Genomic DNA, 14,456 nt, shown 5'->3' with positions numbered 1-14,456 from the left:
AACGAGTGCGAGCCAGGCGCGGTTTTCGGCCTGGTTTTCCACGTGAGGCTCGCACTCGATCGGGCGGACGGGCTTGTCGGTCGTCGGTGCGATGCTGCGGGCCATGGGGGAGATTCCGTGGCCGTTCCGGTCCAGAGAGGTGCTTTCCACCGGAGCAATGACCGAGCACCACATGCGCACCCGATACCGGCAGCTGTATCCGGGCATCTACGTTCCGCGTGATGCGGAGGTGAGCGCGACACAGCGCGCACACGCGGCGTGGTTATGGACCGAGCGCGGCGGCGTGATCGCTGGGGTGGCGGCCTCGGCCGTTCATGGCGCCAAATGGGTCGACGCCGGTGTCACAGTCGACCTGATCCATCGTCACCACAAGACCGCGAGCGGCTTACGGATCCATCGGGATATGTTGATGGATAACGAGGTTGATCGTGTCGAGGGTCTCGCCGTCACGAGTCCCGCGCGCACCGCCTTCGATGTGGGTAGGTGGTTGCCGCAGGCGGCAGCCGTCGAGCGGATAGATGCCCTCATGGCGGCGACTGGTTTGGTAACTGCGCAGGTCGACGACGTCATGAAGATGCACAAAGGGGCCCGCGGCCTGACTCCGCTGAAGAGCACGTTGGCATTGGTCGACGGAGGTTCCGAATCGCCGCAGGAGACTAGAACCCGGCTTCTGTTGGTGAAATCGGGGTTTCCGCCGCCGCGGACGCAGATGCGGGTGTTCAACCGCTACGGCGATTTCATCGCTCGTATCGACATGGGGTGGGAGGACCTGAAGGTCGGTGTCGAATTCGATGGAGCTCAACATTGGTTGGATTCCCGCCAACGATCTCGTGACATCGATCGGGCCTCGGAGTTGACGGCCGAGGGTTGGGCAATCGTGCGGGTAAGTGCCGAGATGCTTCGTCACCGGGCCGGCACTGTGGTCGCACGCGTTGATGAGGCGCTCAGAAATGCCGGCAAGCCCACAACGAGGGCGAGCCTCACGCGGATTTCGGGTCAGATTTCCGCGTGAGGCTCGCTCTCAGTCGACGAACTCGTGAAGGAATCAGTCGTGGTACGGCTCGGCGCTGACGAGAGTCACCTTGACCTCTGCGCCGTTCGGCACGGTGTAGCTGCGAGTCTCGCCGACCTTGGCGTCGATGAGCGCGCCACCCAGCGGTGAGCTGGGGGAGTACACCTCGAGCTTGCCGTCCTTGACGCCCTCCTGGCGGGTGGCGATGAGGAAGGTCTCAGTGTCGTCCTTGTCGCCGTCGTAGTACACCTTGACGACCGAACCGGGCAGTGCGACACCGGACTGTGTCGGGACCTCACCCACCTTGGCGTTGTTGAGGAGCTCTTGTAGCTGACGAATGCGCGCCTCCTGCTGACCCTGCTCTTCGCGAGCGGCGTGGTAGCCGCCGTTCTCGCGCAGGTCTCCCTCTTCGCGGCGCTCGTTGATCTCTGCGGCGATGACGGGGCGGTTGGCGATCAGTTGGTCGAGTTCCGCCTTGAGCCGATCATGTGACTCCTGGGTCAGCCAGGTCACCTGGGTGTCGGTCATGGTGCAGGTACTCCTTGTCTCAGGCCAGCAACGTCCACTGGCGCTCCTCTATCGGGTGCCGGGGCGGGTGCATTGCTGCGGGATTCACTCTCCAGAATGCAGCAATACACGGTCCCAGCAGGGATCCGTGTATCCGCCCAGCATACCACTGTCGCTGTGATGTTCAGCCTATTTTTGGGCGAGGTTTGCCCGATGTGAACGTTGCCGACGTCTCTCTGGCGGCCCCCGGTGCAGTCCCATGGCACCGGGGCTCAGGAAATTGGGGTTAGGACGCGATCAGATACGGCGGAACTGCCAGGCTGCAGCCGTAAACGTCCCCGGTCACCGGCGGTCGAGTCGACTTCACCAGGGCTGTGACCGGCACGGATCGCTGTGAGGACGCTGGCACCAGCACCTCGCGCCGTCCGGTCTCGCTGCCGTCGATTGAACGCGCCCGCAGGATGCAGACCGCCGGCTTTGACGGGTCTTTCCGTTCCACCGAGGCGGTGACCGAAACCGTCGAAGAGTCCACGAGTTTGTACGCGGAAAGTTCGCCCTTGACATCTCCAGGGCCCAACCGGGCATATCCGATCGCGGCGATCCCGACCCCGGCCACGATGACCAACGCAGTCAGCCCCATCGCAATCCAGCGGCCGCGGCGGGGCTTGGCGGGCTTGGTCCCGTAACGGTCCTCTGGTCGCTGCACGGGTCAACGGTATGACGTGTATACCCGGGATGAAACGATGGGGGCGCGAGAGCAGTGACGGCTGACAGAAAGAGGCGGGCGCGCGGGTGACCGGATGGCGATTGATGGCGGTGCACGCCCACCCCGATGACGAGGCCAGCAAGGGTGCCGCCACCACGGCGCGGTACGCCGCCGAGGGCAACGACGTCATCGTGGTGACCCTGACGGGCGGGGAGCGCGGTGACATCCTCAACCCGGCGATGGACCGCCCCGAGGTCGCCGCGAACATCGGGACCATCCGTCGCGAAGAGATGGCCAAGGCCGCGGCCGAGCTGGGCGTGCAACACCGATGGCTCGGCTATGTGGACTCGGGGCTTCCGCAGGGCGACCCGCTGCCGCCGCTGCCGAGCGATTCTTTTGCCTTGGTGCCCATCGAAGAGCCGATCGCCAAGTTGGTCGCGGTGATCCGGGAATTCCGGCCTCATGTCATGACGACCTACGACGAGAACGGCGGCTATCCGCATCCGGATCACATTCGGTGCCACGAGGTGTCGATGGCTGCCTTCGAGGCCGCGGCAGACCCGGAGCAGTTCCCCGAGGCAGGTGAGCCGTGGACCGTCAGCAAGATCTACTACAACCATGGATTCATGCGCGCGCGTATGCAGTTGCTGAACGATGAGTGCAAGAAGCATGGATACAAGGGCCCGTTCGACGAATGGCTTGAGCGCTGGCCCGCCGATGACGACACCTTTGATCGCCGGGTGACCACCCGCGTGCCCTGCGCCGACTTTTTCGATGCCAGGGATGCCGCGCTGCGTGCGCATGCGTCTCAAATTCCCCCGGACAGTAGTTTTTTCGCAGTCCCGCGCGAGTTCGAGCGACGGCTGTGGCCCACCGAGGACTTCGAGCTCGCGAAGTCACGCGTGCCGACGGGCACCCCAGAGGACGACTTGTTCGCAGGAGTTGAAGCCAAATGATGTTGATGGACGCCGTGCTGGTACTCGCCGACGAGAAGAGCCCGACCAATGTCGGACCCGATTTCGGTAAGGCCGGCCCGTTCGGTTTGACGGTGGTGGTCCTGCTGCTGGTGGGCACCTTCTTCCTGGTTCGGTCGATGAATGCGCATCTGCGTAAGTTGCCGGAGACATTCGACCCCGAACACCCCGAGCCAGATCAGGCCGTCGACGATGGCACGGTCGGAACCTCCGCCGAGGAACCCGAGACGCCTTCGGGTTCCACCGATCAGCGGGGCGATGACCGTTAACCGGCTGGGCGAGGCCACCAGTCCTTATCTGCGCCAGCACGTCGACAACCCGGTGCACTGGCAGCAATGGACGTCAGAGGCGTTGCAGGAGGCACAGTCTCGCGATGTGCCCATTCTGCTGTCGATCGGGTACGCGGCCTGTCATTGGTGCCACGTGATGGCCCATGAGTCCTTCGAAGACGACGAGGTCGCCGCCGTCATGAACGCCGGGTTCGTCAACATCAAGGTCGACCGCGAGGAGCGTCCGGACTTGGACGCTGTCTACATGAATGCCACCGTCGCGATGAATGGGCAGGGCGGGTGGCCCATGACGTGCTTCCTCACCCCGGACGGGCGCCCCTTCTACACCGGGACCTACTACCCGAAACAGGGTTTTCTGCAGTTACTTTCGGCGGTCCGCGAAACCTGGGATCAGCGCCGAGATGAGGTGGAAGAGGCGGCCTCGAGCATCACCGGCCAGCTGCAGGCGATGTCCGGACGCCTGCCCGCCGGACCCGGGGTGGATATCGCGCTGTGCGATACCGCGATCGCCGCGATTCTGCCCGCGGAGGATATGCGCTTCGGGGGATTCGGTGGGGCGCCCAAGTTTCCGCCCTCGTCTCTGCTGGAGGCGCTGCTGCGCGGATACGAACGAACCGGAGACGCCGCGGTGCTCGGGGCGGTATCCCGGACCGCGACGGCGATGGCACGCGGCGGCATCTACGACCAGTTGGCCGGAGGCTTCGCGCGGTACAGCGTGGACGCGGCCTGGGTGGTGCCGCACTTCGAGAAGATGCTCTACGACAACGCACTCCTGCTGCGTGTCTACGCGCATTGGGCTCGCCGCACCGGCGATGCACTGGCGCGGCGAATCGCCTCCGAGTCGGCCGATTTCCTGCTGCGCGAGCTGCGGGTCGGTGACTTGTTCGTCTCGTCGCTGGACGCCGACGCCGACGGCTCCGAAGGCTCCACATATGTGTGGACACCCGAGCAGCTCGCCGAGGTCCTGGGTCCGCAAGACGGCGACTGGGCCGCAACGCTTTTCGAGGTGACGTCGACGGGAACCTTCGAGCACGGGAGCTCGGTGCTGCAGCTGTTGCGCGACCCCGAAGGCAACGCAGACGTGGACCGGTGGCGTCGTGTGCGCGAGGAGCTGCTGGCGGCGCGGCAGCATCGGGTGCAGCCCGGCCGCGACGACAAGGCAGTCACCGCATGGAACGGGTTGACGGTCACCGCGCTCGTCGAAGCCTCGATCGCACTGGACCGTAACGATCTATTGGATGCGGCTGCCGGTTGCGCCGCCGAGCTGCTGGATCTACATTTGCGCGACGGGCGCCTGCGGCGCGCAAGTCTGGGCGGGCAGGTGTCCGAGGGGGACGGTGTGCTCGAGGACTACGGCACGCTCGCGACGGGCCTGCTGTCCCTCTATCAGGTGACCGGTGAATGGCGCTGGCGTGAGGTCGCCGCGCAGCTGCTCGATACAGCGCTCGATCATTTCGCCGATCCGGAATCGCCCGGCGCCTGGTTCGACGTCGCCGACGATGCCGAGCAACTGGTGCTCAGGCCGAGCGATCCGCTGGACGGCGCGACCCCGTCCGGGGCGTCCTCGGTGACCGAGGCGCTGCTGATCGGCGGTTATCTGCTCGAGGACGCTCGCTACCGGGAAGCCGCGCACGCCTCGCTGTCGGCGGCCTCCATGGCGCTGGCGCGCGCACCACGATCGGCCGGCCACTGGCTGGCGGTGGCCGAGGCCGCGGTACGGGGTCCGATCCAGGTCGCGGTGGCCTGCGGCGCCGAGACCTCGCCACTGTTGCGAAGAGCCCGGCTGTCCGCACCCGGCGGCGCGATTGTGGTTGGTGGGGTTAAGGATTCGAGCGAGCTGTTGCGCGACAGGGGGCAGGTGGGCGACGTCGACGCCGCCTACGTGTGCCGGGGAACCGTCTGCGATGTCCCGGTGACCGGGACCGAACAATTAGACGCCGCGTTGGGTAGGTAGCGTCCGGGAGCATGACCGTAACCCGCGAAGATGTTCTCGCCGTCGTCCAGAGCTATTGCGACCTGCTCACCACAGGCACCGCAGCACAGATCGCCGACCTGTACGCCGATGACGCGACTGTCGAAGATCCGCTGGGCGCCGACGTGCTCAAGGGCCGTGAGGCGATCCAGGGCTTCTACGCCACCATCGAGCCGCTGGACCGTCATGGCGAGCTGAAGTTGGTGCGGGCCACGAACAACGAGGCCGCGTTCCACTTCGAGCTGACCATCAAGCACGAGAACGGTGGCATGGTCATCGCGCCGATCGACGTGATGACCTTCAACGACGAGGGCAAGATCAGCTCGATGCGGGCCTTCTGGACCCAGGACGACATCAAGCAGCTCTAACCCTCCCGGGGAGCCGCTACGAGAAGACGGCGAACCAGACCGCGATGTAGTGGCAGGTCGCGGCGATGACCGTCGCCGCATGGAAGAACTCGTGGTGGCCGAAGTGCAGCGGCCACGGGTTGGGCCATTTCACGGCGTACAGAATCGCGCCGACGCTGTAGAAGGCCCCGCCGACGATCAGCAGCACCAGTGCCGGCACTCCGGCGCCGTGTAGGAGGGTCGACGAGAAGCCGATCGCCACCCACCCCAGCAGCAGGTACAGCGGCACCCCCACCCAGCGCGGAGCCGTCGGCCAACACATCTTGAGGATCACTCCGGCGAGCGCGCCGCCCCATACGATGGCGAGCACCAGGTTGCCTTCTGCGGGCGGCATCGCCAGCATCGCGAACGGGGTATAGCTGCCCGCGATGAAGATGAAGATCATCGAATGATCCATCCGCTTCATCCAGGTGCGGGTGGTTTCGGATTTCCAGTTCACCCGGTGATAGGCGGCGCTGACCCCGAAGACGCCCAGCACCGTCAGGCTGTAGATGGCGGTGGCCAGGCCTGCTTGCAGTGAGCGCACCGACCAGGCGACCGACACCAACACAATGCCCGCGACCACGGCGGTGACACATGCGTAGAAATGGATCCAGCCACGCGCCTTGGGCTTGATCGGGAGAGTCTCGATACCGCCGACGAATGCGGCCATAGGTAGGGAATGCTCAGAACCTTGTGCTTCGGGTGCAAGCTGGGGGTCCGTCCCGCTTGCGGGGACCTCATCGGTCTGCATGCGTCACAGTATCCCTTCCCGTCCAGACCCTAATTGTGAACGTTCTGTGCAGATCCATATCTGCTGCTCCGGCGTGCGGTCGGCTCGCTAGGCTGGGTCTGTGGAGATTATCCCGCCGAGGCTGAAGGAACCGCTGTACAAGCTCTACGAAATGCGGCTCCGGCAGGAGTTGGCCAAGGCGTCGAAACCACGGCACATCGCCGTCCTGTGCGACGGGAACCGCCGCTGGGCCCGGTCGGCGGGGTACACCGATGTCAGCCATGGGTATCGGATGGGCGCCCGCAAGATCGGCGAGATGCTCGGCTGGTGTCAGGATGCCGGTGTCGAGATGGCCACCGTGTACCTGCTGTCGGCCGAGAATCTGACCCGCGACCCCGATCAGCTCGGCGAGCTGCTGGAGATCATTACCGACGTCGTCGAGGAGCTGTGTGCCCCACAGAACAGGTGGAGCGTGCGCAGCGTCGGCGATCTCGACCTGCTGCCCGACGAGGTAGCGGAGCGCATGCGCCAAGCGGTGAAATCCGCGCCTGCGGATGCGGCCTTCCATGTGAACGTGGCGGTCGGCTACGGGGGCCGGCAGGAGATCACTGATGCGGTGCGCACGCTGTTGAACAAAGAGCTGTCCAACGGGGCCAGCGCCGAGCAGCTGGTGCAGGCGGTGACCGTCGACGCCATCTCCGAGAACCTGTACACGTCCGGGCAGCCGGACCCGGATCTGGTCATCCGGACGTCGGGGGAGCAGCGGTTGTCAGGATTCCTGCTCTGGCAGAGCGCCTATTCCGAGATGTGGTTCACCGACGCGTACTGGCCCGAGTTCCGCCGCGTGGATTTCCTGCGCGCGTTGCGCGATTACGCCGCGAGAAATCGGCGGTTCGGGCAGTAGTTATCGATGGCCCATCAGCTCGTCGATCTCCTGGATCGACCACTGCGTGGATTCCGTGTGGTCGCGGTAGCCCAGCGGGGTGGGGACCTGTCGTGTGAAACGTCCGATGAATCCGCCTGCCGCGATGAATATTTGGCCGGTGATGCGTGCGGAGAGATCGCCGGCGAGATAGGCGTACAGCGGTGCTATGCACTCCGCCGGTGCGGGTTCGAGGGAAGCCCGCAGCGTCATTTCGTCGAGTAGTCCCCGTGCGTGTAGGTCGCGCAGGTGTGCGGTGTACTCCTCTCCTTCGGAGAGCCGGGTGCGGGCACCGGGGCAGATGACGTTCGCGCGCACACCGCTTTGCTTCAACTCGGCGGCGACGGCCAAGGTCAGTCCGTTGACGGCTGCTTTACCCGCCGGATACCCGGTTCCGCCGTAGATACCCAGGGAAGCAGTCGATCCGGTGTTGATGATGGTTCCGTGCTGCTGGGCGGCCATGAGCGGTGCGGCGATGCGGCAGGTGTGGAACACGGTGCCCAGATGCGCATCGATCAGCCGTTGAAACTCATCCGGGGCGATGGTCAGGATGGAGGACCCGGCGGGCTCAGGTATGCCCGCGCAGTTGATCAATGCGTCGATGCCGCCAAACTCGTTGCGGCAGGTGTTGATCAGATCCGTGGCTGTCCGCTCGTTGTCGGGCGATCCGACAAAAGCGACCGCAGTGCCGCCGCTGGATGTGATCGCGTGGACCGTTTCTTCGACCGCATCGGCATGCCGACCGTTGACAACGACATGGGCGCCGAGCTCGCCGAGGAGCTCTGCTGCCGCGCGCCCGATTCCGCGGCTACCGCCGACTACAACGCAACTGGTCATCAGGGCGTCAATGGGAGACGGGGCAATAGTCCGTGTCGAACTTCTTGATGCCGTTGATCCAGCCCGAATGGAATCGGGGCGCATCCCCGATCCGCGAGATGTCCGGCATGCGATCGGCGATCTTATTGAAGATGATCTCCAGCTCGACCTTCGCGAGGTTGGCGCCCAGGCAGTAGTGGGCTCCCGTGCCGCCGAAGCCCAGATGCGGGTTCGGATCGCGGCTGATGTCGAAGGTATGCGGGTTCTCGAACACTTCCTCGTCGAAGTTGGCCGATGGGTAGAGCATGACCAGTCGTTCACCGGCCTTGATGGACACGCCACCGATCATGGTGTCCTGTAACGCGGTTCGCTGTTGAGAGATCAGCGGTGAGGTGTACCGGACTATCTCGTCGACGGCGGAGGCCGGCCTGCCCTTTTTGAACAGTTCCCATTGGTCGGGGTGTTCCAGGAAGGCCATCATGCCCATGGTGGTGGCATTGCGGGTGGTTTCGTTCCCGGCCACCGACAGCATCACGACAAAGAATCCAAACTGTTCCGGGGTGAGTTGTTCACCGTCCACCGTCCCGGTCAGCAGGCGGGAAACCACGTCATTGCCCGGACAGTCGCGGCGCCGCTCGGCGAGCTGATATGAGTACCCGAGGATCTGGGCGGCGCCGACACGTGGGTCGATCTCAACATCGGCCTCGTCGTACCCCGTCATCTGGTTGCTCCACTCGAAGAGCTTGACGCGGTCTTCCTCGGGAACGCCGATCAATTCGGCGATGGCCTGCATAGGCAGCTCGCTGGCCACCTCACGCACGAACTCACCATGCCCACCTTCGAGGGCTGCCCGGACGATCCGCTCCGCCCGGTCCTCCAGCGTGATGCGCAACGCCGCGATGGAGCGTGGGGTGAACATGCGAGACACCAGTCCACGCAGTTGGGTGTGTTCGGGGGCGTCCTTGTTGATGAGGACGGACAGCGTGGCCTGGAATTCCTCCGGGCTGATGTGATCTTCGAGGCGCGGGATGGCACCCTTGCGGCCCGATGAAAAGACGTCGGTGTGCAACGAAACCTCGCGTACATCGCGGTGTTTGGAAATCACCCAGTAGCCGTCATCGGCGAATCCACCCACCGTGCGCGGCTGCGGGTTCCACCAGACTGGCGCCTCGCGACGCAGGGTCGCAAACTCTTCGTGTGGCATTCGTTCCCCGTACAACCCGGGATCGGTGAAATCGAATCCTTCCGGAAGGCCCAGCTCCGCAGCGCTTTTCATGGCGGTCACCAGAGGGGCACCGGAGTCTTGCCCAGGGGGTAGTAGCCGGGCACCTTCTCGCCCGAGAGGCCCCGCTGGATGCGTCTCTGCATTCCCTCGCTGAGCCTGCCCGCCTTGATCAGGTCCATGTAGAGGGCGGACACATGACCGAAGTCGAAGAAGTCGCGTTGCCAGTTCCATTGGCCGTTACCGCCATACCGGAACCAGCTGCCGCCGATACCGTAGATCTCGGACTCACCGCCGTTGGAGTCCGTGGCGATTTGCTTCCAGAACCCGATGACCTCACCCTGTTTGTCGTCGACGATCACCTTCTGATACGGGTATGTCCAGCCCTCCAGGCCCTCCATCTCCTGGCCGAGGGCGATATCCCGTATCTCGTCTATACCGACGCACATCACGTCTTCCTTGGGGCCGATGTTCCAGCCGTAGGTGGCATCGTCGGTGTAGAAGCGCGCCAATGGTTTCCAGTCACCGGCCTTTTCAGCGTCCAGATTGGCCTGTAGCCAGTCCGCGACAACGTCATCGAGTTCTTGGCGGGGGAATTCGGGCACAGTTGGCACTCCTAAAACTTTTCTGTGATGAATAGGGCTCTGGCGGGACATTCCTCGACGGCCCGCTCGATCTCGTCGCGAGCGTCGTCAGGCGGTTCTGGGTTCAGGATTTCGACGGTGCTGCGTTTGGGAACGCGGAAGTAGTCCGGGGCCTCCAGCTCGCACATGGCGTGCCCCTGGCATAGATCCCGGTCGACATCGATTCGGTAGGACATCAGGCACTCCGGCGGCGGTAACGAACTTTGGCCGGCTGGGCTAGCTGCACCACCATCTTGGAATGGTCGTTGTGGTACGAGTCGGCAGGCTGTGCCATCTCGAACTCATACTCGCGCAACAACACCGAGAAGATGGCCTTGATCTGCATGGTGGCGAACGCGGCGCCGACGCAGCGGTGCCGACCTGCGCCGAACGGTATCCAGGTCCAGCGATTGACGATGTCTTCCTGCCGCGGCTTTTCGTAGCGGTCCGGTACGAACCCGTCGGGGTTGGGGAAGTCCTCGGCGATTCGGTTCGACACGGCGGGGGAGGCCGCCACCATGTCTCCGTCGTGGATCGGGAACCCGCCAACCTCGAATTCGCCCTTGGCGACCCGCATCAGGATGATCAAGGGCGGGTGCAGTCGCAGCGTCTCCTTGAGCACATTTTCCAGCTTCGGGATCTGGCGCAGTGCGTGGAAACTCACCTCGCTGCCATCGGCATACAGCTCGTTCAGCTCGTCAACGACCTGTGTCTGGATATCGGGGTGGCGCAGCAGTTCGATGAGCACCCACGAGGCAGTGCCCGAACTCGTATGGTGCCCGGCGAACATCATGGAGATGAACATCCCGGTGATCTCGTCGGCGGTGAAGCGAGGATTGCCCTCCTCGTCCTTGATCATGATCAGCACGTCGAGCATGTCGCGCTGACTCTTATCCGTCGGCGGGTTCGCGATCCGGTTGTTCATGATCTCTTGAACTAGCGCCACCAAGCCTTTTCGCGCTTCATCGCGCTGGCGGAAGCTCTCGATCTCCAGGTACGGGTCCACGTAGCACAACGGATCGGTGCCCTGCTCAAGCTGGTGGTATAGGTGGGCGAACCTGCCGTCTAGCTCGTCACGGAATTTCTTGCCAATCAGGCAGGCCGAGGACGTGTAGATGGTCAACTCGGCGAAGAAGTCGAGAAGGTCGATTTCACCGCTTTCTCCCCAGCGCGAGATCATCTGCCGGACTTCGTTTTCGATGGTGGTCGCGTGCCCCTTCATCTGTTCGCCGCGCAGCGCCGCGTTGTGCAGCATCTCCTTGCGGCGCTCCGGGTCGGCGTCGAATACCACCCCCTTGCCGAAGATCGGTGTCATGAACGGGTACGCCTCGGCCTGGTCCAGATCTTCGTCGCTGGACCGGAAGAAGAACTCGTTGGCTTCAGCTCCGGAGAGGAATACCACCTGTTTGTCGGCGAGTTGGAACGTGCCGACATTTCCGCACTCGTCCCGGATGCGTTTCATCAGCGCGATGGGATCGGTGCGGAATTCCTCCAGATGGCCGTACTGGTCCTCGCCGCCGGAGACGCGTGGAACGGTTGGGGTAGTCATGACGGCATGCCCTCCTCGCCGAGTTCAAGCTTCTGTTTGTCAGCCGGGGCGTTCCTCAACGGCGCCTCCGGCTGCACTTCCATTTCCGCGATATGTGCGCCCCTAGGGGTTTCGGCGACAAAGGTGACTGCACGCGCGATATCGGAGGGACGCAGAAAGTAGGAGTGCCGTGCCTGTCCCCAGGCTTTCCAGTCCTCCAGCATGGGGCCGACCTGTTCGGCGGAAAGCTGCCAGCCCATCGCGGTCAATGTCGGGCCGGGGTGCACAATCGAGGCCCGAACGCCGGTGCCCTCCAGCTCCATGCGCATGGTGTTCACCATGGCGAGCAATGCCGCCTTCGCTGCGCCATACGCGCCCATGTGCGGACGCTGGTGCAGCGCGACGTCGGACCCGATGAACACCACATCGCCGCGCTGCCGAGTCACCATGTCGGGGACGATCGCCGTGGCAAGCCGATTGGCACCCAACAGGTGCACCTGAATCTGCGCGGCGAAGGTGTCTGCGCTCATTTCATGGACCCGGCCCGGGTACATGTCGCCTGCGCCAGACACCAGCAGATCAATCTCACCCAGGGCATCAACACTCTCCGCGACAAAGGATTTCACGGAGTCGGCATCGGTGACGTCGAGAGGAAAGGCCACGGCCTCGCCGCCGTCGACCCGGATCTTCTCGACGAGCTCGGTCAGCTTGTCGACACGACGGGCGCCGAGCGCGACCGGAAATCCACGGCCCGCGAGCTCGATCGCCGTCGCCGCACCGATGCCCGAAGATGCTCCGCTGATGATTGATGGGCGCCGACGCGGGTGAGGCTCGAAACGGGGCATCAGCAGACCTCCACGGTGATGGGCAGATAGGCGAATCCACGGACATTGCTGGAATGCACACGTACGGCGGTACTCTCGTCGATCTCGTAGCGCTTGATCCGGGTGAACAGCTCGGTCAGGGCGACCTTGGCCTCCATGCGTGCCAGGTGCGCGCCGAGGCAGAAATGGGCACCGCTGCCGAAGCTCACGAGTTTGGCGCCGATCTCGCGTCCGATGCGATAGTCGTCGGCATCCTCGAACACCCGGTCGTCGCGGTTGGCAGAACCAGGAAGCAGCAGCAGGATGTCACCGGCGGGGATGGTCGTGTCGTACAACGTCATATCCTCGGCCACGGTGCGCGCGAGAATCTGGCTGGAGGTGTCATAGCGCAGCGATTCCTCAACCCACAGCGGTATCCGCTCGTGGTCTGCGTAGACGCCGGCGAGCTGATCGGGATTGCGGTGGCCCCAGTACACGGCGTTGGCCAGCAGCTTGGTGGTGGTCTCGTTGCCCGCGATCACCATGAGGAACAGGAAGGCGATCACTTCCTCGTCGGTGAGACGGTCGCCGTCGATTTCCGCCTGCAGCAGAGCGGACGTCAGATCGTTGGAGGGCTGACGTCTGCGCTCTTTGACCATGTCGATGTAGTAGGTCATGAGGTCGATCGAGGCCTGAATGGCCTTCTGTGGCACGTCGGCGACGCCATCCTCGCGATGCATGACGCCGTCGGCCAGTTCCCGGATGCGGGTGCGGTCGGGCTCGGGCACGCCCATCAGCTCAGAGATGACGTCCATGGGCAGCTTGCCGGCGTAATCGGCGATGAAGTCGAAGCTCTTGTGCTGCAAGGCCCTGTCCAAGTGCATGCGTGCCAGCGCGACGACCCGGTCCTCGAGTTCACGGATTCGCCGGGGAGTAAACCCCTTCGATACCAGCGTGCGCAGTCGAAGGTGCTCGGGGTCGTCCATCGCCAGGAACGACATCACCAGTTTGGCATGCGGCCCGAAGGAGGCCTTGTCCATCGAGACGCCGTTCGCATTTGACAGAGCCTCGCTGTTCCTGAAGCCCTGCAACACATCCTGGTGTCGCGACAGTGCCCAGAAGTTCAGCTCGTCGTTGCGATACAGCGGTGCCTCGTCACGCAATCGCCGGTAGTACGGGTACGGGTCTTCGTGGAATTCGTAGTCGTACGGGTCGAACACCAATGAGGACATAGAGGCGGCTGTCATTCGTTCTTTCCCAGCATGAGATCCACCACGAAGGTGAGCTTGTCGGCGATCTCGTGATAGGTGAAGGTGCCGCTGCCCGCGTGCATGAGGGCGCCGAAGAAGGTCATCTCGAGGGCCGACACCACGCGTGGATCTGCGTCGGGTCCCATCGCCGAGCGGATCCTGCGGTGTATTTCCAGCCCGATCTTGTCGCGGACGGCGCGCACGGCTTCGTCGTTGTTGCTCAGTAGTGCGGTCGTGCATCCCGTCGCGATCTCGGGCTCGTCGGCAACCACCAATGCCAGGCTCCGCAGCGTCTTGGTGACTCGCGCGGACTGGCCGTCGTTGACGTCGGTGAAGTAGGGCGCTTCATGGATGAGATCGAGGTAGATCTCGGCGACGAGATGACTCTTGGAGGAGAAGTACGTGTAGGCGGTCGCGGGGGCGACCTTGGCGCGGGCCGCCACACCGCGGATCGTCAGATCCGAGTAGGTGGTCTCGCCGAGCATCTCCCGGCCCGCGGTGACGATCTTGCGAATCGTCTCCTCCTGGCGCCGGTTTCGGGGCGATTCACTTGTGAGGGTCACCACAGCTTCACTGGACACGTGTCCAGATTAGCGCCCGCGCCTCGCCTGGGCAAGATGCCTTGTGAAAAATGCTGTCCACCAATAATTTCTAAGCCTTCCCTGGCTCCGGTCTTGCCATGGTGGGATTTTGATGGTTATGGTTCACGGGT

The 14,456-nt window shown here is 63.8% G+C and carries 17 protein-coding genes; 6 read left to right on the top strand and 11 right to left on the bottom strand.

The window, feature by feature from the left end; genetic code table 11:
* The first annotated feature begins 103 nt into the window (after nucleotides 1-103).
* A complete protein-coding gene (locus B4383_RS19890; protein ID WP_139360910.1) occupies nucleotides 104-1,012 on the top strand; it encodes a DUF559 domain-containing protein in 909 nt (302 codons plus the stop codon).
* Between the two features lie 33 nt (nucleotides 1,013-1,045).
* On the opposite strand, the gene greA is transcribed toward B4383_RS19890, so the two are convergent.
* Complete coding sequence (gene greA, locus B4383_RS19885; protein WP_057967215.1) at nucleotides 1,046-1,540, bottom strand: transcription elongation factor GreA; 495 nt, start codon at nucleotides 1,538-1,540, stop codon at nucleotides 1,046-1,048.
* A 265-nt stretch (nucleotides 1,541-1,805) separates the two neighbouring features.
* On the bottom strand, nucleotides 1,806-2,225 hold the full coding sequence (locus B4383_RS19880; protein WP_078292914.1) for a DUF4307 domain-containing protein: 420 nt from the start codon (nucleotides 2,223-2,225) through the stop codon (nucleotides 1,806-1,808).
* A gap of 86 nt (nucleotides 2,226-2,311) precedes the next feature.
* Here B4383_RS19880 and mca point away from each other — a divergent pair, with 86 nt between their 5' ends.
* Genes mca through B4383_RS19860 form a run of 4 tightly spaced genes read left to right on the top strand, consistent with a single transcriptional unit; the run spans nucleotide 2,312 to nucleotide 5,829 of the window.
* Entirely contained in the window at nucleotides 2,312-3,181 is an 870-nt protein-coding gene (mca, locus tag B4383_RS19875; RefSeq protein ID WP_078292913.1) for a mycothiol conjugate amidase Mca, read from the top strand.
* Nucleotides 3,178-3,468, top strand: coding sequence for a hypothetical protein (locus B4383_RS19870; RefSeq protein WP_078292912.1), 291 nt, complete (start codon nucleotides 3,178-3,180; stop codon nucleotides 3,466-3,468). Before mca ends, B4383_RS19870 begins: the two co-directional genes overlap by 4 nt.
* The gene (locus B4383_RS19865) at nucleotides 3,458-5,443 is read left to right on the top strand and encodes a thioredoxin domain-containing protein (RefSeq protein WP_078292911.1); all 1,986 of its coding nucleotides are present in this window, start codon (nucleotides 3,458-3,460) and stop codon (nucleotides 5,441-5,443) included. The genes B4383_RS19870 and B4383_RS19865 overlap by 11 nt, the downstream gene beginning before the upstream one ends.
* 11 nt (nucleotides 5,444-5,454) lie before the next feature.
* Entirely contained in the window at nucleotides 5,455-5,829 is a 375-nt protein-coding gene (locus B4383_RS19860; protein WP_078292910.1) for a nuclear transport factor 2 family protein, read from the top strand.
* A gap of 16 nt (nucleotides 5,830-5,845) precedes the next feature.
* Here B4383_RS19860 and B4383_RS19855 read toward each other — a convergent pair whose 3' ends face one another.
* Nucleotides 5,846-6,601: a hemolysin III family protein gene (locus tag B4383_RS19855; protein ID WP_078292909.1), complete on the bottom strand. Its 756-nt coding sequence runs from the start codon at nucleotides 6,599-6,601 to the stop codon at nucleotides 5,846-5,848.
* 100 nt (nucleotides 6,602-6,701) lie between these two features.
* Here B4383_RS19855 and B4383_RS19850 point away from each other — a divergent pair, with 100 nt between their 5' ends.
* Nucleotides 6,702-7,484 carry an isoprenyl transferase gene (locus B4383_RS19850; protein WP_078292908.1) on the top strand — a complete coding sequence of 261 codons (783 nt, stop codon included), beginning with the start codon at nucleotides 6,702-6,704 and terminating at the stop codon, nucleotides 7,482-7,484.
* Here the strand turns inward: B4383_RS19850 and B4383_RS19845 are convergent, their stop codons facing one another.
* The 8 genes from B4383_RS19845 to B4383_RS19810 are packed head-to-tail and all read right to left on the bottom strand — an operon-like array spanning nucleotide 7,485 to nucleotide 14,325.
* Nucleotides 7,485-8,339 carry an SDR family oxidoreductase gene (locus tag B4383_RS19845; RefSeq protein ID WP_078292907.1) on the bottom strand — a complete coding sequence of 285 codons (855 nt, stop codon included), beginning with the start codon at nucleotides 8,337-8,339 and terminating at the stop codon, nucleotides 7,485-7,487.
* Nucleotides 8,340-8,346: 7 nt separating this feature from the next.
* Nucleotides 8,347-9,594: a cytochrome P450 gene (locus B4383_RS19840; protein WP_078292968.1), complete on the bottom strand. Its 1,248-nt coding sequence runs from the start codon at nucleotides 9,592-9,594 to the stop codon at nucleotides 8,347-8,349.
* Nucleotides 9,595-9,599: 5 nt separating this feature from the next.
* Nucleotides 9,600-10,145, bottom strand: a complete 546-nt coding sequence (locus B4383_RS19835; protein WP_078292906.1) for a nuclear transport factor 2 family protein — start codon at nucleotides 10,143-10,145, stop codon at nucleotides 9,600-9,602.
* 11 nt (nucleotides 10,146-10,156) lie between these two features.
* On the bottom strand, nucleotides 10,157-10,360 hold the full coding sequence (locus B4383_RS19830) for a ferredoxin (RefSeq protein WP_078292905.1): 204 nt from the start codon (nucleotides 10,358-10,360) through the stop codon (nucleotides 10,157-10,159).
* Nucleotides 10,360-11,712, bottom strand: a complete 1,353-nt coding sequence (locus B4383_RS19825) for a cytochrome P450 (RefSeq protein WP_078292904.1) — start codon at nucleotides 11,710-11,712, stop codon at nucleotides 10,360-10,362. Before B4383_RS19825 ends, B4383_RS19830 begins: the two co-directional genes overlap by 1 nt.
* Nucleotides 11,709-12,536, bottom strand: a complete 828-nt coding sequence (locus tag B4383_RS19820; protein WP_078292903.1) for an SDR family oxidoreductase — start codon at nucleotides 12,534-12,536, stop codon at nucleotides 11,709-11,711. Before B4383_RS19820 ends, B4383_RS19825 begins: the two co-directional genes overlap by 4 nt.
* Nucleotides 12,536-13,741, bottom strand: coding sequence for a cytochrome P450 (locus B4383_RS19815; RefSeq protein WP_078292902.1), 1,206 nt, complete (start codon nucleotides 13,739-13,741; stop codon nucleotides 12,536-12,538). Before B4383_RS19815 ends, B4383_RS19820 begins: the two co-directional genes overlap by 1 nt.
* On the bottom strand, nucleotides 13,738-14,325 hold the full coding sequence (locus tag B4383_RS19810; protein WP_078292901.1) for a TetR/AcrR family transcriptional regulator: 588 nt from the start codon (nucleotides 14,323-14,325) through the stop codon (nucleotides 13,738-13,740). Before B4383_RS19810 ends, B4383_RS19815 begins: the two co-directional genes overlap by 4 nt.
* Between the last annotated feature and the right edge of the window lie 131 nt (nucleotides 14,326-14,456).

The organism is Mycobacterium sp. D16R24 (assembly GCF_002013385.1).
Classification (GTDB): Bacteria; Actinomycetota; Actinomycetes; order Mycobacteriales; family Mycobacteriaceae; genus Mycobacterium.
Note: the sequence above shows the minus strand (reverse complement) of the source record. Positions and strands in the feature narration are given on the sequence as shown.